Raw genomic sequence first — 25,856 nt, forward strand, 5'->3', positions numbered from 1 at the left:
CAAAAAAACCTTAGTAAGTCGATTGATTGTAAATCACAAAATTCCTAGCTAATTCTTCTAACTCTCTGTTTATTTTAGCATGGAGAACTTTATCTTCAATATTATCTAAAACATCGCAGATTTTATTTGCGATAAACTCAAACTCTTTTTCTTTCATACCTCTTGCCGTTAATGCAGGGCTTCCTATTCTGATACCCGAGGTTATAAACGGTGTTCTCTTCTCTCCCGGAACTGTGTTTTTATTTACAGTTATTCCCGCATCTGCTAAAGCAGCATCTGCATCTTTACCCGAAAAAGGTCTGTTTAAAAATGATACCAAAACAAGATGATTGTCCGTTCCGCCTGAGACAAGCTCAAAACCTCTTGCAAGCAGTACTCTCTCAAGCACTTTAGCATTTGCCTTTACTTGTTTTGCGTACTCTCTCCATGATGAATCTAGCACCTCTTTAAATGCAACTGCCTTCGCAGCTATAACGTGGACAAGCGGTCCACCTTGAGTTCCGGGGAAAATGGCTGAGTTGATTTTTTTAGCAATCTCCTCATTATTTGTCATAATCACACCGCCTCTTGGACCTCTTAGAGTTTTATGTGTAGTAGTTGTTACAACATCGGCATAAGGAAATGGGCTAATATGCTCGTTCGCTGCAACAAGACCTGCAACGTGGGCAATGTCGGCAAATAAAATAGCACCAACCTCATCGGCTATCTCTTTGAACTTTTTAAAGTCTATCTCTCTTGCGTATGCACTAGCACCGCAAACTATAATTTTTGGTTGAGTGATTTTTGCAATCTCTAAAACTCTCTCATAGTTGATTCTTCCATCAAGCTCTACCCCATAATAAAATGCCGAGTAGTTTTTACCTGAAAAAGATGGTTTGCTTCCATGAGTTAAATGTCCACCATCAGAGAGATTCATACCTAAAATTCTATCTCCTGCTTGAAGGAGTGCCGCATACACGGCAGCATTTGCTTGACTTCCTGAGTGGGGCTGAACGTTGGCATAAGTACAACCAAAGATTTTACAAACCCTCTCAATCGCCAACTGCTCAATGGCATCAGCTTCCTCACAACCACTGTAGTATCTCTTATATGGATACCCCTCAGCATATTTGTTAGTAAAAACACTTCCCATTGCCTGCATAACCGCTGGGCTTGTAAAGTTCTCACTAGCAATCATCTCAAGGTGATTAGTTTGTCTCTTTAGCTCTTTTTCAATAATTGAAAAAACTTCACTATCTGCAACATCCAAGCTTGCGTTTGATATAAAACTCATCTTTTTTCTCCAACCTTTGATTTTTAAAAGGATAACCGAATTAAAAAGATTTAACAATCCAAAAATTGCTATTTTAGTAGAGTGTTTTATCCTCTTTTGCACTCCATGCTACAAAGGGTTTTAAGCACTCCTCTCTGTCGATATTTTTTAGCTTTAAAGTCTCTTTTTCATAAAACTCTTTATCTCTAAAGCCTATCTTATCGGCATCTTCACTTGTCGCCCCATAATATACTGTTTTTATATTTGCCCACTTTATAGCACCCAAGCACATCGGACATGGCATACATGTAGTATATAGTTCGCATCCACTCAGATCAAACGTATTAAGCTTTTTTGAGGCTTTTCTTATAGCATTTATCTCTGCATGAGCAGTTGCATCGTTTTGTTTTAAAACTTGATTATGAGCTTTTGAGATAACCTTGCCGTTTTTTACAACAACTGCACCAAAGGGTCCGCCATGATTATGTTTCACACCGTCAAATGCCTCTTTTATCGCTTGGAGCATAAAGTTATTCATCTTATTTATTTAAAAACCCCATAAGTTTTTCACTGTCAAAACTTGCGTCTTTCTCTTTTTTAATCTCTTGCTCAAAATCTTCTAAAGTAAAGAGCGGTTCTTCTCTTACTGCGACTCTATATGCCGTATTTTTTATAATTAGATTTATCTGCCCGCCCGTTAGTGAGTAACTTGCAAGCTCATTTACATCAAAACCGTCCTCATAAGGAGCATTTACGGGAAGCATCTTGTTCCAAAGAGAGAGTCTCTGCTCTTTGTTTGGTTTTTTAAACTCTATCTTGTAGTTGAAGCGTCTTGAGAATGCCTTGTCTATGTTTTCTAAAAGGTTTGTAGTAGCGATAAGTACGCCCCTAAACTTCTCTATCTGCTCCAAAAAGATATTTTGCATCTGGTTATGCATCTGATCAGCTCCGCTGCTTGCTCCGCTTGAGCGTGCACCCAAAAACTGATCTGCTTCATTTAGTAGAAGTATCGGCTCTGTCTTTGTTTTTTCACACAAATCGTAAAAAGTATCAAAAATCTTACGAACATTTTTTTCACTCTCTCCTACATACATAGAAAGAATCTTTGAGCAGTCAAATGCTAAAACCTGACGCTTTAGAGATTTTGCAAGCGAATATGCCGTCATGGTTTTACCCGTTCCTGCTGCTCCGTAGAAGATTATTCTTGCATCAATACCGCTCTTTTTATCTTTTACACCCCACTCTACAAGTCTGCCAACAACCTCTTTATCTAGCTGTCTCATAAGATTTTGGAGTGTCTCTTGAGTATCATGCGCAAGTACGACATCTTCTAGTGAGGTCTCAGGCTCTACAAGCTCAAAAATATCCTGCTCATCTATAAGAGTATTAAGTTTTATACGACGAACTTTTTTGTTTTTTTGTGGATGAATAATGCTTTGAAGAACATCATCGACAATATAAAATGCACGTGAAATTCCTCCAAAAGGATTAAGCATCTCCTCATAATCAATAATTCCCTCATTTATAAGGTTTGAGCCATCCTCTAAAAGAGAGCGGTTTTTTATACGCTCATACTCATCAAGCGATATCAGCTCAATTAGCGTGTTCATATCACGCAGGGATGAGTCTGTGGCACTATACTCCTCACGAAGAAGGGCTAGAAAAATAACCTGCTCTTTTGAGTCCATCTTTTTTTGCTTGAAAAACTTATCAAGCACCAATTTTTCCGGAGTCTGTGCGACTCTATCTTCTATACGCTTTTCTAATATTTTCAACTTAGCCTGAGTTCTATCAATCCCCAAAGAGTGCTCATGTACATTTTGGCGGATTGCACTCATCTTTTGGTAGAGGTCTATTCGTAAAAACTGATCTTGAAGATACTCAAGATGATCAGAGTATGGCTTAATGTCAGGCAGTTCACTCTCTAAGGCTCCCTCTTGAAGCAGTTTTAAAAATGACGGCGAGAGACCGACTGCGCTGTTTAAAAGCTCTAGAGGTGTTACTTCTGAAATCTTTATAGGCGTAAAGCTTTGCTGATGAAGCCAGCCTAGTTCTAAGAGAAGCTTTACCTCTGAAATATGCTTAATTGCTTCATACTTTTCTTCGCCGTAAATCTCTTGCAAAAGATCAAGTATAACAGCATCATCTTCTCCTCGCATATATCTTTTCGCAAGTGTCTGCAACAAGCGTGCTTCTGTTTTGCTACACTTTAGCTGTGCGTAAATAAGCGTTTTTTCTATATCTTTCGCTTCTAAAAAATCGATTAATGTTTCCAATTATTTCCTTAAAATTTATATTCTATTGCAGATGAGATTATCAATACATTTGAGTTTGAAAACTCTCCATCTAGCTTAGCGTTTGAGACCGTTCTATCTTCTCTTATGGAGTAAAGAGCGGCTAACCCTATACTTATCTTCTTATCTATTTGATATCTTGAACCAAAAGAGAACGAAACGGAGTCACTACCGGGCATCTCAAACCCTAATGTCGTTTCAGGTACAGGTGACTCATCTATAATAATACCGCCCATTAGAGTAAATTTATCTAATTTTTGAGTAATACCCAGACGATAAGCACTTGAGTCTTTCCAGTTTTTTGCAACCGGCTCACCAAAAACAAGATTTGTAACAGGATCTACGCCTGCACCATAATTAAAATCAAGCTCCTTATACTCAGACCAAAAATTTCTCTCATAGACAAACTCTATAGTTGTATCGCTTAAAAAAGTATAAGCAACAGCCGCATTAAAAAGTGCAGGAACAACTACATCTACCGATGCACTGCTGTTTGACCTATATATAGCGCCAAGCCCGCCGCCAAATTTATTTGTAGTGTCTCTATAAAAGAGTGTAGCATCCCCATCGATGCTTAAATCTACTTTTGAGCGGTATGTCAAAGCCGCCTCAAATTCAGGTGTCGGCTTATATGATAGTGCCAGATTATATCCAAAATCTATAGAGTCGCCATTCATATCGCGCAATGCGGTAGGCGAGGTACTCTTTACCACTCCCTCTGAATAGATAGCCCTAAGACCTAAAGCAACAGCAACTTTATCGCCTATAGGAAGTGCAACACTCGGGTTTATTTCAAGAGTTTTAAGCGTAAACTCTTGTGCACTGTATATAGCAGGCGCATCTTCCCACCTCTTTGAGAGACCGGCAGGAGATACTATGCTAAGCCCAAAGCGAGCACCGCTAATCTCTGGTGAAACATAGCCAAGAGAGGGAACAAAAAAGTTCTCTTTTTTTGAGTTTATATCTATGCCCGCCGCTTCATAATCTACATCGCTAAGTCCGATATAGATTAGATTTGCTTCCATAACCGCTTCATCTTTCATAAAAATCATATTTGCAGGGTTATAGTATGCGGCATCGGCACCACTTGCATGTGCAACATTTGCGGCACTAAGTGCAACAGAGCCAAGCGAAGTCTCCGGAATCTTATAGCCACTGGCAAACAGAGTAATTCCTAGTGCTAAAAACAGAACAATACTTCTCAACAATTTATATCCCCCACCTCTATTAAAAGAGCTGATTTTACACAAATAGCCCTTAATCTACAAAAGAGTATAAAAGCTCTATCTCCTCTTTCCAGATACTATCATCAATAGTCTCTAAGATAAGCGGAATATCATCCATTCTCTTATCATTCATGATAAATCTAAATGCATCAAGTCCAATCTCGCCTTTTCCAAGTGAGTGATGTCTATCTACACGTGAAGCAAATTTTGCTTTTGAGTCGTTTATATGCATCCCCATAAGATACTTAAAGCCGATAACTTTATCAAACTCACTCCAAGTTTTATCATACGCCTCTCTTGTCCTTATATCATAACCCGCAGTAAACATATGACATGTATCGATGCAGACTCCAACACGGCTTTTATCCTCTACTTTGTCTATAATTTGCGCTAGATGCTCAAACTTCCAACCGAGATTGCTTCCTTGCCCTGCGGTATTTTCAAGAACAAGACTAACGCCGCTTGTTTTATCTAGAGTTCTATTCATAGCATCTGCAATTTTATCAAGAGACTCATCTTCACTTATCTTCTTAAGATGGCTTCCCGGATGAAAATTAAGTCTATCTAATCCTAATAGTTCACATCTTTGCACCTCATCTAGAAATGCATCCATCGATTTTTCTCTTTTGTCGGCTTCAGGATGCCCGAGATTTATAAGATAGCTGTCATGAGGAAGTATATGTTTGGGCAAAATCCCGCTTTTGTCTAACGCCTCCTTGAACTTATCTATCGTCTCGCTATCAAGCTCTTTAGCACTCCATTGCCTTTGGTTTTTGGTAAAGAGTGCAAACGCTTTTGCACCGATAGCCACGGCATTTTCTACCGCATTAAAAACTCCTCCGCTTGCACTTACATGTGCGCCTACAAACTTACTCATCTAAATCCTTTATATTAAATATTATTGAATTTTTTCTATCTTTAAAAAAAACACCCTTTGACTCCACTCTATAGCTTATATCAACCTCTTTATCTTGAATCTTTTGAGTAAATCCACCCGCAGTTTTACTTAGATTTATACCGTTGTAAATTGCTTTTGAGAGCAGTATGTTTTGAAGCGTGTCATCCGGATATGCTTCATTTAGATAATCTTTGTTGAAACCTCTTTTGCTCATACAGCCGTCACTAACGCAAATAAGATGATTTATAGCTATCTTCTCTATGCTTTTGCCTGCCATAAAGAGTTCAAGCTCTATTGATTTGTCACTGTTACGAAGATAACCAACGTCTGAGAACTTAATCTTTGGCGATTTTATGGTAATGATTTTTGTCTGTGTATGCTCATAGTTTTTTATGCCGCATGAGCTAAAAAAAAGAGTGAAAACAAGTAATATATATTTCATAAGCGAATTGTACCAACATAAAACTACAAATCATAAAACATAGCCACCAAATATTATTTAAAGAGTGATAAAATTCCAAAAAAAATTAAAGGATGCGCATGTACGGTAAAATCCAAGCAGTTGTTCAAAGCAAAAACTTCACAAATTTTATAACTTTACTAATTATACTAAACGGCATAACTATGGGGCTTGAGACTTCAAAAGAGTTTATGGTTAATTTTGCTTCATTTACTTCACTCTTTAATACATTTGTAATTTCAGTATTTACGGTAGAGATAGTGATGAGAATCTATGTTCACAGGCTCTCTTTTTTTAAAGATCCATGGAGTATTTTTGACTTTACAATCGTTGCAATTTCACTAGTTCCGCTAAGTGCAGGCTTTGAGATTTTAAGAGTTTTGAGGGTTCTAAGGCTCTTTAGATTAGTAACGGTAGTTCCGCAGATGAGAAAAATTGTCTCCGCACTTATAAGTGTTATCCCCGGTATGCTCTCAATCGCCGCTCTTATGAGTCTCTTTTTTTATATCTTTGCAATTATGGCTACACAGCTATATTCCGAGAAGTTTCCCCAATGGTTTGGAACTTTAGGCGAATCTTTTTATACGCTCTTTCAAATCATGACACTAGAATCTTGGTCTATGGGAATAGTTCGCCCTATCATGGAGGTTTACCCGCTTGCATGGATATTTTTTGTGCCGTTTATCTTTATAGTTACATTTGTTATGATAAACCTCATTGTTGCTATAGTAGTTGATGCGATGTCGATTATAAACAAAAAAGAGCAAGAGCATATAGTTGAAGAAGTTCAAGTAGCAAACAACAGTACAAATAGTGAACTTGTAAAGCTAAGAGAAGAGATTACAGAGCTAAAATCCTTGATAAGAGCAGGTATAAAAACCTAGCTTAAACGGTGCTAGGTTAGTATGCAACAGTTCTCATGCGTGAAATGATATGATCTGCATCGTCACCTAAGTGCTCTTGAATCATAGTATATAGCATCTGCTCCTCTTTCATATTATGCTGTTGCATTAATATCATAAGAGTCTCAGAGATACCAAAAAACTTATCATTATCTTTGGCTTGGATAGCATCCTCCATCTTTGAGAGAAGCTCTCTCATCTGCTCATGCTCCATCACCATAACCTGAGTTGGACCCTGAGTCATACCTGATGCATTTTCAAACTGTGGAAAAAGAACCATCTCCTCCATCTTAAAGTGGTTTGTCAAAGCATCAGAAAACTCTTCAAACTTTGATAATGCCTCATCACTCTTAGAAGCAACTGCATCTTCCATCTGCGCAAAAATTTCATCACAATCTCTATGATCTTGAGTCATAAACTCTTTAATATTAGACATTTTTTATCCTCGTTGTTTTTTTTTAAATTTGATTAAAATCTATAAAGTGCATAAGAAATCATACTCACATAAAGGGTCATGTAAAATAGATATACATATATAAACACTATGCTTAATTTAAGATAGTTTGCTATAGATAAAAATACATACACAAACAAGTTGAGTATCCATAACTGTATCAAAGTTCCCCACTCAATAGTGATGCTATGACTTATTTTAAGCATCCCTGCTATTATTATGCTCCAAAATATTACTGTGTGAAACAGTTGTAACCTGTCAATCCAAGTAAATATAAACCTTCTCTTTGATTTATTAAAACTTTTATTTGCAACAACATCTTCTATGTGTGCAAAAATCTCATCACAAACATTGTGCTCTTGAGTTATAAAATTATTAATATTAGACATTTTTCACCCTAATTTAATTTGGAAAAAATTATACTCTTTTCTTACAAAAATTTAATTGACAATCATCAAACAAGACTCTTGTCTCTAAGAGCTTTTATGTCAATTTGCCATATTTTAAACCTTTGCTTACAAATTTATATATAATCAATTTATGAAAATACACATAGATATAGATTGCTTTTTCGTAAGTGCCGCTCGCATAAATGACCCATCGCTTGAGCGTAAACCTGTTGCAATAGGTGGGCGGAGTGATACGAAGATATTTAGCAAGGATGCTAAAAAACAGACGGTAAACTTTGAGAACTCCGGCTCGTTTGTGCCTACTTTTTATAAAACTTATGAGAAGAGTGATGATGACTTAAACGCCTTTAGAGATGCGGACGGTAGAGTTAGAGGCATACTGACAACTTCAAGTTATGAGGCAAGAGCTTACGGCGTAAAAACTGCTATGAGCATAAGAGAGGCTTTGACATTATGTCCACAGCTTATTATAAAAGCACCCAACATGACGCTTTATCAAAAACTCTCTCATGAGCTTCATGAATTTTTGCAAACCAAGATTCCTTTAGTCGAGCAGGCAAGCATTGATGAGTTTTTCGGAGATTTAAGCGGTTGGGTAGATGATGAGGATGTGCCTCGTTTTATCGATGATTTGCGTCATGAGATAAAAAAAGTCACTAAACTCCCCGTCTCTATCGGCGCGGCAAAGACCCGCTATATTGCAAAGCTTGCAACATCTCATGCAAAACCCTTTGGCAGCAGAGTCGTTTATGCCCATGAAATGGATAGTTTCATAGATAAAATTCCGGTAGGAGAGTTTGCTGGGATAGGCAAAAGTATGAAAGAAAAACTAAGCTCTGTCCAGATTCATACTCTTGGGGATTTGAAAAATAGACGAGGAACAGTTGAGTCTTGGGGACCTTATGCTAAAGAGCTATATGCAAGAGTAACTGGGCAGAGTGATGAAGAGATTCAGACAAAACATCTAAGAAAAAGCATCGGTATCTCTCGAACTTTTGACCCTCTTTATGATAGAAGTGAACTCAGAAGAAGAGTGCATGTTCTTGCTCGTCATCTTAGTTTTGCCATCTTAAAACTCAAAGTAATTCCTACCGTTTTTCATCTTGGCATCGCTTATGAGATGAAGCAAAAATCTCATAAAAACATAACACTTTGTGAGGTTTTTACAGAGAAAAAATTTGACTCTCTATGTCAATCCCTATTCAATGAAGCCGACATTCACAAAAGACTCCATGCTATTCGTATAAGCATAAACTGCTCAAGCTTTACTAGAGAGTCAAAAAGAGAGCTCTCTCTTATCGGTTTTAATGATGAACAGAAGATGCAAAGATTGACCAAATATTCGCAAGATATAAGAGAGAAATACGGTATAGATGTGTTGAAATGGGGAAGTGAATTATGATAGAATAGAAGAATGATAAAGAACAAACTTTTGGAGCAGTTTCGCTCATTTTATTCAAGAAATTATCCAGATGATATGGAGACTCAGATTGAGTATTTTTCAATCTTTGGTGGACTTGGTTGGGAAGTAGATACAACCCAAGAGGCGACTGCTTTAATCAAAGAGCTAATCCTTGATAGGTTTGTACTTTTAAGAAAAAAGATAGAAGACTTAACTATGGCTGACAGAGGTTGTTTGCGTCTTTTGCGTGCTTTAGCCGTAGGTGATAGAAAGATATTTTCAGCTTTTAACAGAGCCGGTCTTAACAACGCAAACGGTGGAAGTGCTCTAAATTTTCTAGAGCAAAAAGGGCTTATTCAAATAGAGTTCTCAAGAGAGGAGCCAGCTCGTAGCCTTAACCCAAAAGGCAAACTCAAAAGAGAGGTCGCAAGATATAGAATCTCTCACAAAGTTCTCTTCACTCACCCTTTTGTAAGATTTTGGTTCTACTTTGTAGCTCCATATACAAAAGAGATACAAGAGGGTAATTACGATAATTTTTTTAAAGATTTTAACAAGAGAAGGCATAGTTATACAAGTCTAGTTTTTGAAGAGTTATCAGAGGTTTTACTAAACTACAATCTCAGAGATTCTCAGATTTTAAGCTCTGGGAGCTACTGGAGTGCAAATATAGAGATAGATATACTTACTATAACTAAAGATGAGAAAATTTATGTCGCAGAGTGCAAATGGTCAAATCGCAAAGTAAATAAAAGTGAGTTGCATAAACTTTTAGATAAGTGCCAAAAACTCGGTATTGAACCGACACAAGCGGTTCTGTTTTCAAAAAGAGGTTTTTCCAAAGAGCTTCTAAGCCATCAAGGCAAAAAGCTTGCCCTATATAGCGCGCAAGACTTTGAAGCACTTGTTAAAAACATAAAAAGAGATGAGCTAATAGAGGATTTTTTTTAGTTTATTCTTAGTGCAGAGTATGCTTCTTGAAGAAGTTGAAACTTTTGTGTGTAGTGCTCAACCATATGTGGAGCTTCTTGTAAAACCTTATCAGGATGATACGCCTTTGCAAGCCTCTTATAACTCTCTTTTAAACTATTTTGACTAGCCCCGATTGGACACTGCAATACCGCATAAAAATGATTTTTTTGCTCATCTTCCTTGTCGCTACATAGATTTCCAAAACTATATTTTGCAAAATCACTATAGAGCTTGCTCATGAAGCGATTGTTGTAGCTATACTTTATCCGGTAATGCAAAACATTTCGCTTATTAAGCGCTCTCTCTAATCTAGCTTTTGCCTTATAATCTGAGACATCAAGGACTAAAGATATATCCGTTCCCCTCTCTACATAAACTTCAAGCTGCGAACGAAGATAACTTAAAACCCAAGAGTTTGGGTAGCCCAGTGAAATCAATACTGTATCACTATTGTAGGCATAGAGATTAACAGTTATCTCCTGAGGTTCCTCTTGTTTGTTAAGCTCTATTCTAATTGGCTGATTTCCAAACTTAAGTAGTGAACGAAGAAAAAACTCATGTGAAAAGTCATGTTTTAAAGCGTGGTGCTGGCTTAATTGACTTATGAACAACTCTCTCTCTTGAGCTAAAACTTCATTTCTAAATACCATGACGGCTTTAGGCAAAAAAAGCATACCTCTTGAATGATTATTCAAGAAATTCTTCATCCACTCACTGTTTAATGTATCAAAATCTGTAGTAACGAGAATAAGATTATCTCTTAATACTATATCCATCAACTTAACCTCTATAGAGTTTTTACTAAATCAAAGCAATAAAAGTTCCAAACTAACAGATATTTTTATACATTGCAGGTTGTCTATCTCTTATAAGTCCCCAGTACTCTCTTTGCTTTTGATTATCTTCTATATCAAACTCTGCATAAAGAATCTCCTCTTTATCTCTAGAGGCTTCTGCAATTTTTGCACCCGTATAGTCTGTTATAAATGATGAGCCGTAAAAATCAAGGCTACATGTCTCGCCCTTCTCTTTGCCGATTCTATTTGCAACTACAACGGGTACGGTATTTGTAGCGGCATGTCCCATCTGAACTCTCTGCCAATGCTCTTTTGAGTCAAGATGAATCTCAGGCTCACTTCCAATAGCTGTCGGGTAAAAGATGATCTCCGCTCCCATTAGCGTTAAAGCTCTTGCCGTCTCACAAAACCACTGATCCCAACAGATACCGACACCTATTTTTGCATACTTGGTATCATAGACTTTAAAGCCCGTATTGCCTGGTTTAAAGTAGAATTTCTCTTCATATCCGGGGCCGTCTGGGATATGCGTTTTTCGGTAGTTTTCCATAATAGTGCCATCGGCATCTGCGACGACTAAGGAGTTAAAATAACCCTCATCACTCTTTTCAAAATAGCTTATCAAGATAACTACTTGAAGCTCTTTTGCAAGTTTAGCAAAGCGTTCTATTAGCTTGTTTGCTTCCCTTGGCGATGCCCATGAGAAATATTTTTCATCCATATCTTTACAAAAGTACAATCCCTCAAATAACTCAGGCAGAAGTATAATCTGCGCACCTTTTGAGGCTGCCTCTCTAGCTAATCTTTCGGCTTTATCTATATTTGCAGCTTTATCTTCGCCCATCTGCATCTGAATAGCACTAACCTTAACCATCTTCTACCTCACTAGACGCTTTTAGCTTTTTCCATCTTTTTTCTCTCAAACTTCATCTTGTCTTGAAACTTTTTACTTCTATCTTTTGCAAAAACCTGCATATCTTCAATCTCATCCATCTCATCAACTATCTCAGCGCCCAAAAGCGTCTCAATTGCATCTTCAAGAGTAACAACACCAACTGTTTGACCATAACTGTCATAAACTATAAATAGATGTGTTTTTCGCTTTAAGAACTGATCTATCAGAGTAGGTACAGGAATATTTTCTGATACCATATGCACTTCATGCGAAATCTTTTCTAACGTCGTTTTGTCATTATCTTCATTGCTCTCTTCAAGTATTCTTTGACTAAAGACAATACCGACTACGTCATCAAGCGTCTCGCCATAGATAGGGATTCGAGAGTGAATGTACATTTTATCATCTTCTATCGCTTCTTCAATAGTTGTTGAGCTAGGCAGAGCAAAAACAACACTTCTTGGTGTCATAATATCTTTTGCTTTAATATTTTTAAGTTTTAGGAGGTTCTCAATCAGATCACTCTCTTTACTTAAAATAGCACCCTCTCTCTCACCCATAGCGACAATTGCCATAATCTCATCACGCGAAAAGTTGCTCTGATGCTTCTTGTTTCTTGAGATATACTTTGTCAAAAATGATGAAAACCAAGTAAAAGGAGCGCTAATTGTCATCATAAATGAAATCATATATGCAGAGGGCACTAAAAGTCTTTTCCAGTAGAGCGCGCCTATAGTTTTTGGAATAATCTCTGAGAGGTACAAAATAAGAAGCGTTACAACAAAAGCAACTAGTGTTTGCCACTCCTCCCCAAAAAGAATCTGTGTTTGAGCACCAACACCGGCTGCACCCATTGTATGGGCAAAGGTGTTTACAGTCAAAATTGATGAAATCGGCTTGTCAATATTTGACTTGAAGCCTTTTAGCTTACTTACTAGATTTTCATTATGATCTTTAGACAAACTTTCAACATATGAGTTTGTGCTTGATAACAATACTGCTTCTAGAATCGAACATAGAAACGATATTAAAATGGCAAGTGAGAGGTAAACAATGAGTAGAGTCATAGGATTGCTCCTACATAAACATGGGTAAAACTACGCGAGGCCGGGTCGCTTTGGGTCATTATAAAATTTCCTTTTAATTTTTGCGCAAATTATAGCACATTAAGGTTACAGCAAAGGGAATTATCAAAAAAAGGTACATTTTGTATCATATTAGTAAATATATTTTACTTATAAAAGCATGCACTCATGTATCCGACAACACTTTGCGTATCTCCGCTTGCATCTGCACTTGTCCTATAATCTAGCAACTGCGCCTTGAGCCCAAGTTTTTTTGCACTTATTAGCAGTGCTTCTACGCCAAGCTTTCCGCATGCTTCGCATCCGCTATGAAGTTTGGCTATATCAATATTTTGAACTGCTTCAAGACAAATATTGTCAAGTCTAGTCGCATTACTAAGATTGTGAAAGTGACTCAAATCAGTACTTATTATAACTCCGCAATCTTCAAGACTTAAAACATAATCTATAATTTCAGATAAACTAGAGGAGTCTGCATAAGAGTAAACAAGCTCAACTATCTCGGCATCTTCAAAGTAGTACTTTATGAAAGGAAACTGCACCTCTGTACTATGCTCCATATGAGCTTCGGGATTACATGAGAGAGCAAACTTCTCCTTTAATGCCTTTTGCAAAAAGCTTGAGTTATTTAAATCTCCAAAGGGTGTCTCATAGACCTCATAGTTACATAAAGAGACCCCTTCAAACCCTATTTTATGAGAAGGACCAATAACTACAAACTTTTTAATCCCGCTATTTTCTAAAACTTTATATGCTATATTTGCGCTGTAACCTGAGTAGATATAACCTGCATGAGGAACTATCACGGCTCTGCTTTTAATAGCAGGCAAAACATTATCCTCCTCATAGACCGTACTAAAATGTTCAAAATATCTCTCAATCTCAACAGCTCTCGCCGGATAAAAAGATCCACTAACGCTCATTATTCGTTTCATTTTAATCTCCTGCTTCTTTCATTATAACAGAGGTATCTTATCAAACTCTTCGTCAATTGCTTCAACTCTGTATCTATATATGAGAGGGTGCTCATCGTACGCTGATGGGCTTAATCCTGCTTTTGCACTAAGATGTTCTAAAAACTCTTTTGGCGATTTTAGCTGCTCCCAAACTTGAGGTAAAAATGTCCCCTGATACCTATGATGCTTAAAGATTAATCCATCTACATTAGGCTCTACCTTTGTGAGTAAATCACTAAAATCTTCATACTCTAATATTTCTGGCTCACTAAGTACAGAGACTTCTAGATTAATTTGTGAAAGCTCTTTTTCATAAAGCGGATTAAATCTAGGATCCTTAAATGCAGCAGCTTTGGCATTTTGAACAACATCGTCATAGAGCGAGCGATAAGCAACAATGGTACCTATACAACCCCGCAGATGCCCATCATGCTTAAGTGTTACAAATGTCGCACCATCTTCGTTTAAAAATGGGTATTTATCAAGAAGAAGCTTCTTGTTAATACTATATGAATTATTAAACTGCTCAAGTATTGCATTTTTTGCAATTTTAAGTAAAACAGAGTCTAGCATTTTAACTCCTTTTTTTAGCCCACTATCTCTCTTAAGGCATCTTCAAATTTTTCATAATGAAACACAAATCCATGTTCTAGCAGTCTTGAAGGGTAGACCTCTTTTGAGTCAAGAATAACATTAGCACCCTCCCCAAAAATCAGCTTTATCAAAAAAGCGGGAACACAAAAAAATGTCGGGCGCTTTAAAACTTTGCCCAAAATTTTTGTCTGCTCTATATTTGAGAGAGGATATGGAGAGGTAAAGTTTACCGAACCGGTTATGGCAGGAGTTTTTATTATAAACTCTACTGCTCTTAGTAAATCTTCTATGTGTATCCATGAGACCATCTGAGTTCCACTTCCAAGCTTCCCTCCGACTCCCATTTTAAAAGGAGGCAGTATTTTATCCATAGCACCGCCCTCTTTTGCAAAAATCACGCCAAACCTCATCTGTACAACTCTTACACCTAAAGGCTCTGCTTTTTTAGCCTCTGCCTCCCACTCCAAGCAAAGGGCAGACAAAAAATCATCGGCATACTTTTTAGAGTCATCATCATGAGAGTAGTTAGAGTCGTAAATACCAACGGCAGAAGCACTCAAAAAAAGCTTCGGCTTCTCTTTACATATCTTCATTGCATCTACTACTTTTTTTGTGCTATCGATACGACTGCTGCGAAGCCCCTTTTTGTACTCATCGCTCCAACGTGCCAAGATGGTTGTTCCGCTTAAATTGATTAGGATGTCACAACCCTCCAGCTGTTTGGCAATACTTTCTATTGTAGTCTCTTGGCGTATTTTCAGACCTACTATTTTATTGTGCTGTGGATTGAAAAACTCCTCTAGTTTAGAACCCACTAATCCGCTTTTACCACAAATTGCTATTTTAAGCTTATTGCCTATTGACATGTGAGACTCCTTGAGATTGCATCTGCTTTAATTATATGTTTTAGTTAATAAAAAAGTCCTTACTATTTTATTATAACTCCAAAAGCACCGTATCTCTTCTTGTTACTTCAAGCTTCTTACATGCGCTCTCAAAAGCCCCACTCTCACCTATTAGAATGCATTTATGTTTTGCTCTTGTAACTGCGGTGTAAATCAACTTGGTATTGTGCATGATATAGTGAGAAAAACTTATAGGAATAACTACTATATCATACTCCATGCCTTGTACTTTATGAATAGTTAGTGCGTATGAGAGCATCAGATGACTACGTAGCTCTTCATACTCATAAACTACCACAACATCCTCATTTGGATAAAATACGAACACTTGTTCATCATCTTCATTTATCTTAAAGAGAAGTCCACTCATGCCGTTAAATATTCTCCTGTGAGCAGAATCTTCACCGCTTTTAAAACCTTCACCGCTCCATGATGTCATGTTCTCATTTTTGGTATGAACTACTTTATCCATCAGCCTAAACTCCACACCACCCTTTTTCACGCTTTTTTTAGGATTTGGATTGAAGTACTCCTGCAAGACACTATTAAGGTTGTTAGCACCTAAAACTCCGCCTTTCATAGGCGTTATAACCTGAAAATAGTTCAGATACTCTTTTATAAGTTTGTTGCTTAGTCTGTATCTTGCTTTTTTAATTGACTCCACAACCTTATGGGCAATCTCGCTTACAATCTGATTTGAGTTAGCTTCTCGCATCTCTTGTAGCTCATTTTGGGAGAGTTGATTTTTAAGAGCGTAGTAGTTCCGCATACTAACATCAATAAACTCAAAATCCTCATACTCATCCCTATACTGAGGCACTATCCCCTTTCTTATGTCATTTGCAATCAAAGTTATAGCTTTATCTTCACTCTGTCTGTAAATCTTTGTAAGTTTTACTATCGGTGCCAACTCCAGAGTCAAAACATCACTCAAAACATTCCCCGCGCCAATTGGCGGAAGCTGTGCATCATCTCCGACAATAATAACTACCGCCTTTTTGCTAACCTTTCTCATCACTCTTGCAAACAGAGAGGAGTTTATCATGGAGGCTTCATCTATGAGAACAACAGCGTATGGAAACTCATCTCTATCTTCAAACTTAACTAAAAGCGATTGAATTGTTGCACTCTCATAACCTGTCGTATCCGCAATGCGCTGAGAAGCTATACCGCTAAGTGCACATGTCATTATCTCTTTTTTGTCATATCTTGTGTTTAGCAAGTCAAGTATAGTTTTTGAAGTCGTGCTCTTTCCCGTTCCTGCATATCCGACTAAAAAGAGCAGAGATACACCTTCGTTGATTTTTAAAACTGCCTCTTTTTGCTGCTGCCCAAGCTTTAGCTCATGAGAGTCTAAAAACTCATCCAAGTCTTTAACAAACGCCCCACTCTCTTTTTTTGCCCTAGCCTTAAAATCATCATATAAAAACTTCTCAGAGTCATAGAGTCTGGCAGGGGAGACGCGGTTGTTTTTCATGATAACAATGCTCTGCTCGCTCACTCTCTCGATAAGTGCTGCTTCATAGAGGTGGTTTTTACCCTCAAAGGAGAGAAGTTCATTGAGCCCGCTAAATAGTATCTCTTTTGAAACACAGCTGTTTCCCTGTTGTTCGCAGTAGTTTAAAAGAACATAATCCATTGCAGAGCTTATGCGGTTGTCATCCTCTTTAGCAACTCCCATTTTAAGTGCGAGCTCATCAGCTCGTTTAAAACCGATACCATTTATGGAGGTGAGAATATAGGGGTTGTTTTTTATCTTCTCACGTGGCTCATCTACATCTTTCATAGCAGTTGCGATTATCGTAAGAAGCGCTTGTGAGACATCATAAGGAGTTAAAAATTCACCAAGCTCTCTCATAAAACGAAACTTCTTCCAGCTTGTCTGAATCTTTTTTAGCCGCTTGGCTTTGATGCCGCTAAACTCTAAAAGCCTCTCTATATTATTGTCCAATATATCTATGAGTTTTTCATTCCCAAAATGCTCAATAAGCTCGGCAGAGAGTTTTTTTGTAAAGCCTTTTACAATCTTGTTTAGAAAGAAAAAAAGCTCATTTTGATTTACTTTGATTGAGTCAAACTTAAAAGTTTTTCCATATTTTTTATGCTCTTCCCACACACCCTTAAGTGTTACGGCAGAGCCTTTTATGTGAGAGACTTCACTCTCATGATAAGTGCCGCTAACTTTTTCACCGCTCTTTAAAACAGCTATAAAAAAGCCATCATCTTCAAAAAGGATTTTGTCTATTTGACCGATGAGAGTTTCATTCAAAGTTTAAATCTTTTCTTCATAAACTATTTTAAATAAATTTCATTTTTGATATAACTGTTATTTAACCAAAAACAGTGCTTTGTATAATCTTGCATATTTGTGACTCTATCTTTTACTGGAAGTTTTAAAGTGTCATTTGCATTAATTGCATGTGGTCTTACATGTGAAATCTTACTAAACTTTTTTGATGGAAAATTTGTAATTCTGACTTGTTTACCACCTTTATTAGTTTGTATTTCTTTAACAATATTTCCATTTTTAACTATTTTTTTTGTATTTTTCCAAACCCTCTGAACTTCTTGCAAATCTTTATAAGGCATGTTCCAAAATTTTACTTTTTTTAATTTAAGTGTGTTATTTTCATATTGAAAAAATATGAACAAAAACTTATGTTCAAATATTTCTTTTATTTCCGATTCTTCCCACTTTTGAGAAACTATTTCATTGTATTTAAAGACGGGAAAAGATATATCCTCAGCTGGAAGATTGTTTTCTTTTAGGCGCACCGTTTTAACTATGATATCTGCTTTTGAAAACTCTTCGATTTCTTTATTTAACTCAATTCCTAAAATTGCTTTTGAGAGATTTGCATAAAAATTTTTTGCTTTTTTATTTATAGATATATTAAGTAACTCTAAAATTTCTGAGACACTCTTACCATAGTAAAATTGAAATTTTGAAACTACAATCTCTTCAAGAGAAGATGATTTTACAACTTCTAAAGATGATATGACTTTTCCATATATTGGATTTTTTCCAGATAGTGAAGCAATAATATGATTAACATATCCTTGCTTTAATGAGTACGCTCTTTGTTTTGCTTTTATTTGTGAATGTGGCTGTTCTCTTAAGTTACCACCTTTTGAGCCTTTTGTACAAGCTCCCAAATAAAGAGTATCCCCCTCGGAAAGCTCATGAGCTTTTCCATTTTTAATTTTGTTTGTGATTATCTCCCAGTCATTTTTTATAATTTCCAAATCAATTTCAGGGAAACTCCACTCATCTGCAATTTCAATTTTATAATCTAAAAAATTTTTATCTAACTCATGAAGATAAAAAATTAAGAGTAAGTTTTTATTTTTTTTCCAGAAAGAGCTGTTCTCAAAACTTTGCTCAGTAACTTGCATAAAATTAATTATGTTTAAAACTAATCGCTCTTTAGAAACATAGTGCAGTTTTTTTAATCTCTTTATTGGAGAAGATTTTAATTCAAGTCTAGCTTCTTTAAAATCAGGTTCAGAGTTTGAATTTGGTTCATATAAAAAATAATATTTTTCCAATAATTGACCGAAATTTCCTTTATTTTTTATCTTATCTGGCTCAAACTCCAATTTACATTTAACTCTTAATGTTTGATGAATTAACTCTTTAGCATAAGCTACAATAGAAGTTTTGCTGTATATATCATATGGAAGTTCTCTCATTTCTCTAACTCTTGCAGCAATTTTTCTCCAAGTCTCTCAACCACTCCTACGACTAAAGCATTTCCCATTAGAAATGCTCTTTTGCTATCACTTACACCAGCTGTATGATTATCTGGAAACATATTTAATCTCTCTAATTCAACTGGTGTCAATCTTCTATACCTTCCATCAACACAAACAACATGCTTAAAGCGTGAAGCGCTTGCTCCGCCTTCGCCAGTTATAATTGTTCTAGAAGGTTTTTTTAAACAATCTGGAAATGACATACTTCCTTCACTATAGAGATATTTGTGTCCTGTTGTCTTATTTACTCTCTCAATTGATTTTGAGTTTTTGTGATATTTCCACTTTTCTAGCTCTTCATCACTTATATAAAACTCTTTTGGCACATCATTTTCATCCTGTAAAAAATCGCCAAGTACACTAAAGCTTCCTCGATATTCAGCTTTACATGCGGATGTATAACAGATTCCTTCTATCATGTATCCAGAGTCATAAAAACTATTTTTATTAGGGGTGTTTTTATTAAAATTATCTGTAATATCAACCAAATCATTAGAGAGTTTTAAGGAGAATATATCATCTTCTTGGATTCTCTTAATAGGAAATGTTTTGGCAAAGATTCCATCTTTACTCAGTAACTCAAATGGTGTTTTTTGTTGCAAATTCAGATACGGTTTTGTCCCATTTTTGTATGCCATTATAAAAACTCTTCTTCTTCTTTGTGGCATTCCATAGTCACTTGCATTTATAACTCTCCACTCAACTCCATAACCAAGAGAATTAAGAGATGATAGAATAATTGCAAAATCTCTTCCCCTTTGAGAAGCAGGAGATTTTAAAAGCCTATCTACATTTTCAAGCAGAAGATATTTTGGTGCTTTTTCTTTTTTTTGTTCCAAAATTCTATATATCTCCCACCACAAAACACCCTTTTTACCAACAATTCCATGTGAGTTTTTAAGAGTACTTGCAACAGAGTAATCTTGACATGGAAAACCGCCTACGAGTAAATCATGATCTGGAATTTGAGAAACATCGACAGTAGATATATCATCATTTGAGTGGTTTTCATAACCAAATCGAGCACAATATATATCAGAAGCATGTTGCGTTTTTGTAGAGGGTTCCCACTGATTGCTCCAAACTACGCTATAAAACTTATTTTTAAAACTGGCTTTTTCTAACCCTAGTCTAAAACCGCCAACCCCTGCAAATAATTCAACTGTTCTTATAGACGATAATTGCGAAATTTGCATGTTCATAGTTAACTCATTCATGTTGTATGTAAATAAATTTGGTATCTTCATACTATCTTCCTCTAAAATTAATTAGGTTCTATAGTAATTGAAATTTAATAATCTTCTAAAAAATATGACAGATTGACATATTTTATTTTTATAAATTTGTTTATTTTACAAAATTATATCCAAACTTACTCTTGATAACTTGAACTCTCTTTGTGTCACATCAAAGACATCTTTTTATGTTACCATCTTGATTAATTTATTTTAAGGAAAATATCATGCAAAACAAAACAGTTTTAGTAACAGGGGCAAACGGTGGGCTTGGAGATGCTTTTGTTCAAGTTCTTCTAGAGCAAAAAGCAAAAAAAATTTATGCAGCGGCTAGGAGTATAAGCACGCTTGCGCATCTAAAAGATATAAGCAACATTGAGCTTTTGGAGCTTGACATAACCGACATCTCTTCTGTAAAGGCGGCAAGAGAGAAGGCGAGCGATATAGATGTGCTTATCAACAATGCCGGTATTAACTCAAACGCAAGAGTTTTTGATGGCGACTTTAGCGACTTAGAAGTTAACTATAAAGGTACGGCAAATCTCTGCGAAAGCTACTTTGAGTATGCAAAAGAGCATAAGATGCAAATTATTAACATCTCTTCAATCGTCGCTCTTTGCAATCTCCCCATCATGGCAAAGTACTCTATCTCAAAAAGTGCTCTACACTCCTTTACTCAAGCCTTAAGAGCGGAGTTAAAAGCTTATGATAGCGAAGTTTATGAGGTTTTTGCAGGGCCAATTGACACAAGACTAACAGAAGGCTCAGAGATGCCAAAAGCAGACCCTATTGATGTGGCAAAGAGGGTTCTAAAAGAGGTTAAAGAGGGTGTATTTGATATATTTCCAGATGTTTTTGCCCAGATGGTAAAAGAGAGACTTGCAACTGACCCAAAAGGGGTTGAAGCGAATTTTACTAAGTCACTCGCGGGTTAAGGTCTTACGCCTTAACTCTCTTGATTCTATCCTTTTCTTGTGCCTTATAAAGCTCGGCGCAGCCACGTGAGAGTTCACGGATTTTTAGGATGTAGTTTTGTCTCTCAGTCTGGCTTATTGCTTTTCTGGCATCAAGAACGTTAAAAGTGCTTGCTGCCATCATACAGAGGTCATATGCAGGCAAAGGAAGCTCTGCTTCTAACGCTCTTAGGCACTCTTTGCTTTTTGCTTCAAACTCCTTAAACAACATGTCAGTATCTGCAACTTCAAAGTTATATTTTGAAAACTCTATCTCACTCTCTTTATGAACATCGCGGTAGTAAGTTTTTCCATGCTCATTCTCACCCCAAACTATGTCAAATACGGTGTCCACACCTTGTAGATACATCGCTAAGCGTTCTGTTCCGTAAGTTATCTCAACTGCAACAGGATTACACTCTATCCCGCCGACTTGTTGAAAATATGTAAACTGCGTAACTTCCATACCGTTTAGCCAAACTTCCCAGCCAAGTCCCCAAGCACCGAGTGTTGGAGACTCCCAGTTATCTTCTACAAAGCGGATATCATGATTTTTCACATCAAGTCCTAAGTACTCTAAAGATTTCAAATAAAGCTCTTGAATATTATCGGGTGATGGTTTTATAAGGGCTTGAAACTGATAGTAGCTTCCAAGACGATTTGGATTTTCACCATACCTTCCATCAGTCGGACGGCGCGATGGTGCAACATAAGCAACAGCCCATGGGGTAGAATCTAGTGAACGTAGAAATGTAGCAGGATGAAAAGTTCCTGCTCCTGCAGTGATATCGTAAGGCTGTACAATATTACATCCTTGCTTCATCCAAAATTCTTGAAGTTTAAGTAGCATCTCGCTAAAAGTTATCATCTATACACCCTAATATTTTTTAATTTTGCAATTATATCAAAGCTATACTTTAAGTTTTTTTTCTATTGGCTTGATTGATTTTAAAATTTTAACTACAATACAAGCAACATAGATAAAAGAGGAAAGTATGGCACATATAAAACTACCGGAATTTGAAGAGATGTCTCCTGCTATTCAAGACAGAGCACGTCCAATTTTAGAAAAAACAGGAAACCTCGGTGAAATATTTAAACTCTTAGCGATAGATGAGAAAATTTACTTTGCAACCGACATGATGGTGCAAACATACTTGCTTGATGAGACTACACTCTCGTATGACACCAAAGAGGCTATTGCTCTTTTAGTCTCAAAAGAGAATGGCTGCAAGATGTGTGTTGATGTCCATAAAAACATTGCAAAAATGCTTGGCTTAAGTGATGAAAAAATTCAAAAGATATTAGAGGGAGTCGATGCGATTGATACCGATGCAAAAGAGAAAGCCCTTTTAAATTTTTGTATCAAGGCTTCTCAAAAAGAGAACTACAAAATATTAAAAGAAGAGATTGATGCCCTTAAAGCTCTAGGGTATAGCGAAGTGCAGATTTTAGAAGCGGTTGCAATTACAGGCTACTTTAACTATATAAATACACTTTCAAATGTTTTTGGACTTGGAGAATAACATGAGATACTTTTTTATTATTTTATCTACTCTTTTTATAACGGCAAACGCGCAAGAGTACAAAGCGGTCTTTAACTGTAATGCAAAAGATATGCAGTATGTAGCAAGTCGTATGATTTTAGTTGAGAGAACAATAGATATGATTGAGAAAAACGGCGGTAGGACAAAGTTTGCAGTAACAATTCATGGAAGTTGCGCGCCGATAGTTTCAAAAAACTATGATGAGATAATTCTTGACGAAGATGATTTGGCATCAATCGAAATATCTCAAAAACAGCTTATAAAGCTATCTGAGAGAGGGGTTGAGTTAGTTGTGTGCGCCATGAGCTTAAATGCAAATACAATTCCAAAAGAGGATGTTATTCCTGAGGTAAAAATATCTCCTAACAGTTTTATAGAGACTATAGGGTACCAAAACAGTGGCTACGCATTAATGGTGTTTGAGTAGGTTTAAACAACTTTACAGATTATGTCGCCTACCTCTTTTTTTAGTGAGGCGGCAACAACTCCGCACTTTACTTTGAGTAAAAAGCATATATTGTCCCTGTGTGATGGGCTCAGACACTCATAATTTCCCATCCCTTTACTTATAACCAAATCAACGCTGTCAAAAAGCTCTTTGGAGTAGCTGTTTGCTCTATCATAAACAAATCCGGGAGTGTTTACTCCGCTATCTACTAGCTCACAAAGTTCACTAAAACCAGCCTCTTTAGCCTCTTTTATAGTAACGTCATTTATAATCGGATTTCCCCTTACCATGTATGAGTATTTGGCATTTGGATATAGTTTTTTTAGCGTCTGCATAAGCATGTAGTCAAAGATATGCTCTCCAACATTATCGCCTATGACTAAAACACTCTTTGCGCTACTTAGTTTCTCCTCAAATATGTCAAAATCATTGTGGGAAAACTCTGTATGAAATATCTCTCTTAGCTCATCTTCAAGGTCAAACTCCACCTCTGCAGCAAGATCTATAACATTTCCTGCTACTGCTATTTTTATAGCGGTTAGGAGTTTATCTTTTGAGTCTAAAAGCTCTTTTTCTAGAAGCGGTACAAAAGAGAGGGCTTTTTTTGTAGAGAGCTCTTTAACCTCATCGTAAAGGTCTGTTTTATTTGCAATTTGTGCCATTTTTTCATATACATAGGAGGCTATTTCAGGCGGGGTATCGTTGTAAGAGAAGTCTTTACTCATCTTTGTAACAGTAGATGTAAGCTCATCTGAGAGAGCTTCGTCTGCATGAATGGCATTTGCAACCTTAACGCTCTGGTTTATTATGCACTCTATACATGCCTCATCAATAGTCATTTAAAAGCTTACTTATCTGTGTGTTCTTCTATAGCTTTATTCCACATAAGTTTATATTTTCTTCTCATAAACTCAACCTCTTGCTGTGAAAGTTTTAACTGCTCTTGAAGCGTATGTATCGTTTTTCTATCTTCATCATAGAGCTCTTGCAGAGATGCAAGCGCCTCTCTTAAAAACTCATTTTCAACTCTAACAGCAGCAAGAGTCTCATCTTTTGCGTCAAGAACTTTTTCATGAAGATTGATAATAGTGCCTATCGTTTTTTCTACAAACTCAGGTTGTACTACCATCTCTTTTGTGTTATGAGCAGAGAGCTCTTTTAGTTGTGCAGGAACAACCTCTCCTGCACCTTTAGACGGGTCTATATATCTAACACCGTCTTCTACTTTTATAGTCAGCTTTCCTCTGTCTGCTAAATCATCAATAGCTGTTATCTCCAGACCGGTAAGCTCCATATACTCTTCATCACTCATCCACTTCATGCATATTCCTGTTAGAAATTTTTAAGATAAGATTGTCTCTATCTCCATTGAGTCCATTTCAACTTTTTTAGCTTTTGAAATACGGTCTTCTTTTAGTTTAATTGCCAACTCTTCATTCTCAAGTGCTAATATCTGCATAGCTAAATAAGCCGAGTTTATTGCTCCTGCTTTTCCTATCGCTACTGTAGCAACCGGCATTCCTGCAGGCATTTGAACAGTTGATAAAAGAGCATCTATTCCACCAAGGGCAGACGCACTCATAGGAACGCCGATAATAGGCTTTACCGTCTTAGATGATAAAACACCTGCTAAATGTGCAGCCATTCCGGCAGCTGCAATAAAAACCTGCGCACCTTTTTTCTCAGCTTTTGCTATATACTCTTTTGTTCTCTCCGGTGAACGATGAGCCGAAGATATTATCATCTCATACTGAACCCCGAATGCTTCAAACATGTCTGAACAAGATTTCATTACCTCGTAATCGCTTTTACTACCTATTATAATTGAAACAAACTTCATCTAATATCTTCCTTTTTTTTTTGATTGGAGATTATATCATAGCTTTTTAAATTATTTTTGATGTATAAAAAAAGCCCCCTTATGCTTTTGGGTACGTTCCCATATCCGGATGAGCCGGAACTCTTAAAAAGGTGTATGGCGGCAGTTTTAGAGGAAGTGTTATCGGGTTTGTGTTTCCGCTATGAACCTCATCCCACACTTTTTTATTTTCAGCCAAGAGCTGTTTTAGCTTCATGTAAACTCTTCCCTCACGCTCATATGTCGTGCCTATCTTATTGTCAACGAGTTCTATATTAGAACCCAGCGGAGCAACTATTTCAAGCTCATCATTAGGCAGAGTTTTATATTTGCATAGGAAGTGAGTCCCCTCCTCATTTACGACTCCGCTTACCTGATGTGTTCCAAGTTGCATTGTAAAATCCAAGCTCTGCGTGTCATGTTTCTCAAATGGTCTAGAGATTAAATAAGCATCGGTATATCCGCGATTTTGAAGAGATTGTAACTCATACTGATATTTATCAACATCTACCTTATCTTCATAGTAGTCATCTATAGCCATTCTATAGGCCTTTGCC

General features: G+C 36.7%; 27 protein-coding genes and 1 pseudogene. 6 read left to right on the forward strand and 22 right to left on the reverse strand.

Features of this window, described 5'->3' with window-relative positions; all coding sequences use genetic code 11:
* Positions 1-10 precede the first annotated feature (10 nt).
* The 6 genes from M0Q20_RS03900 to M0Q20_RS03925 all read right to left on the reverse strand — a co-directional run bounded on the left by M0Q20_RS03900 (position 11) and on the right by M0Q20_RS03925 (position 6,112).
* Complete coding sequence (locus tag M0Q20_RS03900) at positions 11-1,273, reverse strand: serine hydroxymethyltransferase (RefSeq protein ID WP_295058856.1); 1,263 nt, start codon at positions 1,271-1,273, stop codon at positions 11-13.
* A gap of 73 nt (positions 1,274-1,346) precedes the next feature.
* Complete coding sequence (locus M0Q20_RS03905) at positions 1,347-1,790, reverse strand: nucleoside deaminase (RefSeq protein WP_295058857.1); 444 nt, start codon at positions 1,788-1,790, stop codon at positions 1,347-1,349.
* A gap of 1 nt (position 1,791) precedes the next feature.
* Positions 1,792-3,528 (reverse strand): ATP-binding protein, encoded by a 1,737-nt coding sequence (locus M0Q20_RS03910; protein ID WP_295058858.1) that lies wholly within the window; start codon positions 3,526-3,528, stop codon positions 1,792-1,794.
* 8 nt (positions 3,529-3,536) lie between these two features.
* A complete protein-coding gene (locus tag M0Q20_RS03915) occupies positions 3,537-4,754 on the reverse strand; it encodes an outer membrane protein transport protein (RefSeq protein WP_295058859.1) in 1,218 nt (405 codons plus the stop codon).
* 49 nt (positions 4,755-4,803) lie between these two features.
* Entirely contained in the window at positions 4,804-5,649 is an 846-nt protein-coding gene (gene nfo / locus M0Q20_RS03920) for a deoxyribonuclease IV (protein ID WP_295058860.1), read from the reverse strand.
* Positions 5,642-6,112: a hypothetical protein gene (locus M0Q20_RS03925; RefSeq protein WP_295058861.1), complete on the reverse strand. Its 471-nt coding sequence runs from the start codon at positions 6,110-6,112 to the stop codon at positions 5,642-5,644. The genes nfo and M0Q20_RS03925 overlap by 8 nt, the downstream gene beginning before the upstream one ends.
* Before the next feature lie 98 nt (positions 6,113-6,210).
* Between M0Q20_RS03925 and M0Q20_RS03930 the strand changes: the two genes are divergently transcribed.
* Entirely contained in the window at positions 6,211-7,014 is an 804-nt protein-coding gene (locus tag M0Q20_RS03930; protein ID WP_295058862.1) for an ion transporter, read from the forward strand.
* A 16-nt stretch (positions 7,015-7,030) separates the two neighbouring features.
* On the opposite strand, the gene M0Q20_RS03935 is transcribed toward M0Q20_RS03930, so the two are convergent.
* Both M0Q20_RS03935 and M0Q20_RS03940 read right to left on the reverse strand, forming a co-directional pair.
* Positions 7,031-7,468, reverse strand: a complete 438-nt coding sequence (locus tag M0Q20_RS03935) for a hemerythrin domain-containing protein (protein WP_295058863.1) — start codon at positions 7,466-7,468, stop codon at positions 7,031-7,033.
* A 32-nt stretch (positions 7,469-7,500) separates the two neighbouring features.
* Positions 7,501-7,875: a hypothetical protein gene (locus tag M0Q20_RS03940; RefSeq protein WP_295058864.1), complete on the reverse strand. Its 375-nt coding sequence runs from the start codon at positions 7,873-7,875 to the stop codon at positions 7,501-7,503.
* A 151-nt stretch (positions 7,876-8,026) separates the two neighbouring features.
* Here M0Q20_RS03940 and M0Q20_RS03945 point away from each other — a divergent pair, with 151 nt between their 5' ends.
* Both M0Q20_RS03945 and M0Q20_RS03950 read left to right on the forward strand, forming a co-directional pair.
* Positions 8,027-9,298 (forward strand): DNA polymerase IV, encoded by a 1,272-nt coding sequence (locus M0Q20_RS03945; RefSeq protein ID WP_295058865.1) that lies wholly within the window; start codon positions 8,027-8,029, stop codon positions 9,296-9,298.
* Between the two features lie 12 nt (positions 9,299-9,310).
* On the forward strand, positions 9,311-10,249 hold the full coding sequence (locus M0Q20_RS03950; protein WP_295058866.1) for a DUF234 domain-containing protein: 939 nt from the start codon (positions 9,311-9,313) through the stop codon (positions 10,247-10,249).
* On the opposite strand, the gene M0Q20_RS03955 is transcribed toward M0Q20_RS03950, so the two are convergent.
* From M0Q20_RS03955 to dcm, 9 genes are all read right to left on the reverse strand, one after another.
* On the reverse strand, positions 10,246-11,046 hold the full coding sequence (locus tag M0Q20_RS03955; RefSeq protein WP_295058867.1) for a J domain-containing protein: 801 nt from the start codon (positions 11,044-11,046) through the stop codon (positions 10,246-10,248). The two genes, M0Q20_RS03950 and M0Q20_RS03955, sit on opposite strands and share 4 nt — an antisense overlap.
* A gap of 52 nt (positions 11,047-11,098) precedes the next feature.
* Positions 11,099-11,941, reverse strand: coding sequence for an N-carbamoylputrescine amidase (gene aguB, locus M0Q20_RS03960; protein ID WP_295058868.1), 843 nt, complete (start codon positions 11,939-11,941; stop codon positions 11,099-11,101).
* Between the two features lie 11 nt (positions 11,942-11,952).
* Positions 11,953-13,029 carry a CNNM domain-containing protein gene (locus tag M0Q20_RS03965; protein ID WP_295058869.1) on the reverse strand — a complete coding sequence of 359 codons (1,077 nt, stop codon included), beginning with the start codon at positions 13,027-13,029 and terminating at the stop codon, positions 11,953-11,955.
* Between the two features lie 164 nt (positions 13,030-13,193).
* Entirely contained in the window at positions 13,194-13,982 is a 789-nt protein-coding gene (amrB, locus tag M0Q20_RS03970; protein WP_295058870.1) for an AmmeMemoRadiSam system protein B, read from the reverse strand.
* A gap of 21 nt (positions 13,983-14,003) precedes the next feature.
* Entirely contained in the window at positions 14,004-14,576 is a 573-nt protein-coding gene (amrA, locus tag M0Q20_RS03975; protein ID WP_295058871.1) for an AmmeMemoRadiSam system protein A, read from the reverse strand.
* A 14-nt stretch (positions 14,577-14,590) separates the two neighbouring features.
* A complete protein-coding gene (locus tag M0Q20_RS03980; protein WP_295058872.1) occupies positions 14,591-15,463 on the reverse strand; it encodes a TIGR01777 family oxidoreductase in 873 nt (290 codons plus the stop codon).
* 70 nt (positions 15,464-15,533) lie between these two features.
* On the reverse strand, positions 15,534-17,771 hold the full coding sequence (locus M0Q20_RS03985) for an AAA family ATPase (RefSeq protein WP_295058873.1): 2,238 nt from the start codon (positions 17,769-17,771) through the stop codon (positions 15,534-15,536).
* Between the two features lie 23 nt (positions 17,772-17,794).
* Positions 17,795-19,195: a Sau3AI family type II restriction endonuclease gene (locus M0Q20_RS03990; protein WP_295058874.1), complete on the reverse strand. Its 1,401-nt coding sequence runs from the start codon at positions 19,193-19,195 to the stop codon at positions 17,795-17,797.
* Positions 19,192-20,505 carry a DNA (cytosine-5-)-methyltransferase gene (gene dcm, locus M0Q20_RS03995; RefSeq protein WP_295058875.1) on the reverse strand — a complete coding sequence of 438 codons (1,314 nt, stop codon included), beginning with the start codon at positions 20,503-20,505 and terminating at the stop codon, positions 19,192-19,194. The genes M0Q20_RS03990 and dcm overlap by 4 nt, the downstream gene beginning before the upstream one ends.
* A gap of 215 nt (positions 20,506-20,720) precedes the next feature.
* Here dcm and M0Q20_RS04000 point away from each other — a divergent pair, with 215 nt between their 5' ends.
* Entirely contained in the window at positions 20,721-21,428 is a 708-nt protein-coding gene (locus M0Q20_RS04000; RefSeq protein ID WP_295058876.1) for an SDR family NAD(P)-dependent oxidoreductase, read from the forward strand.
* A 4-nt stretch (positions 21,429-21,432) separates the two neighbouring features.
* On the opposite strand, the gene glyQ is transcribed toward M0Q20_RS04000, so the two are convergent.
* Positions 21,433-22,314, reverse strand: coding sequence for a glycine--tRNA ligase subunit alpha (gene glyQ, locus M0Q20_RS04005; protein WP_295058877.1), 882 nt, complete (start codon positions 22,312-22,314; stop codon positions 21,433-21,435).
* A gap of 127 nt (positions 22,315-22,441) precedes the next feature.
* Between glyQ and M0Q20_RS04010 the strand changes: the two genes are divergently transcribed.
* Together M0Q20_RS04010 and M0Q20_RS04015 are read left to right on the forward strand one after the other, a co-directional pair.
* The gene (locus M0Q20_RS04010) at positions 22,442-22,972 is read left to right on the forward strand and encodes a carboxymuconolactone decarboxylase family protein (RefSeq protein WP_295058878.1); all 531 of its coding nucleotides are present in this window, start codon (positions 22,442-22,444) and stop codon (positions 22,970-22,972) included.
* Between the two features lies 1 nt (position 22,973).
* Complete coding sequence (locus M0Q20_RS04015; RefSeq protein ID WP_295058879.1) at positions 22,974-23,420, forward strand: DsrE family protein; 447 nt, start codon at positions 22,974-22,976, stop codon at positions 23,418-23,420.
* Positions 23,421-23,422: 2 nt separating this feature from the next.
* Here the strand turns inward: M0Q20_RS04015 and M0Q20_RS04020 are convergent, their stop codons facing one another.
* The 4 genes and pseudogenes from M0Q20_RS04020 to M0Q20_RS04035 form a co-directional block, all read right to left on the reverse strand.
* Positions 23,423-24,280 carry an ARMT1-like domain-containing protein gene (locus M0Q20_RS04020; protein ID WP_295058880.1) on the reverse strand — a complete coding sequence of 286 codons (858 nt, stop codon included), beginning with the start codon at positions 24,278-24,280 and terminating at the stop codon, positions 23,423-23,425.
* Positions 24,281-24,288: 8 nt separating this feature from the next.
* Complete coding sequence (locus tag M0Q20_RS04025; RefSeq protein ID WP_295058881.1) at positions 24,289-24,762, reverse strand: DUF3972 domain-containing protein; 474 nt, start codon at positions 24,760-24,762, stop codon at positions 24,289-24,291.
* Between the two features lie 21 nt (positions 24,763-24,783).
* On the reverse strand, positions 24,784-25,281 hold the full coding sequence (gene purE, locus M0Q20_RS04030; RefSeq protein WP_295058882.1) for a 5-(carboxyamino)imidazole ribonucleotide mutase: 498 nt from the start codon (positions 25,279-25,281) through the stop codon (positions 24,784-24,786).
* 79 nt (positions 25,282-25,360) lie between these two features.
* A pseudogene (locus M0Q20_RS04035) lies at positions 25,361-25,856 on the reverse strand (collagenase-like protease); the annotation flags it as partial.

It is taken from the genome of Sulfurimonas sp. (assembly GCF_023229025.1).
Classification (GTDB): Bacteria; Campylobacterota; Campylobacteria; order Campylobacterales; family Sulfurimonadaceae; genus Sulfurimonas.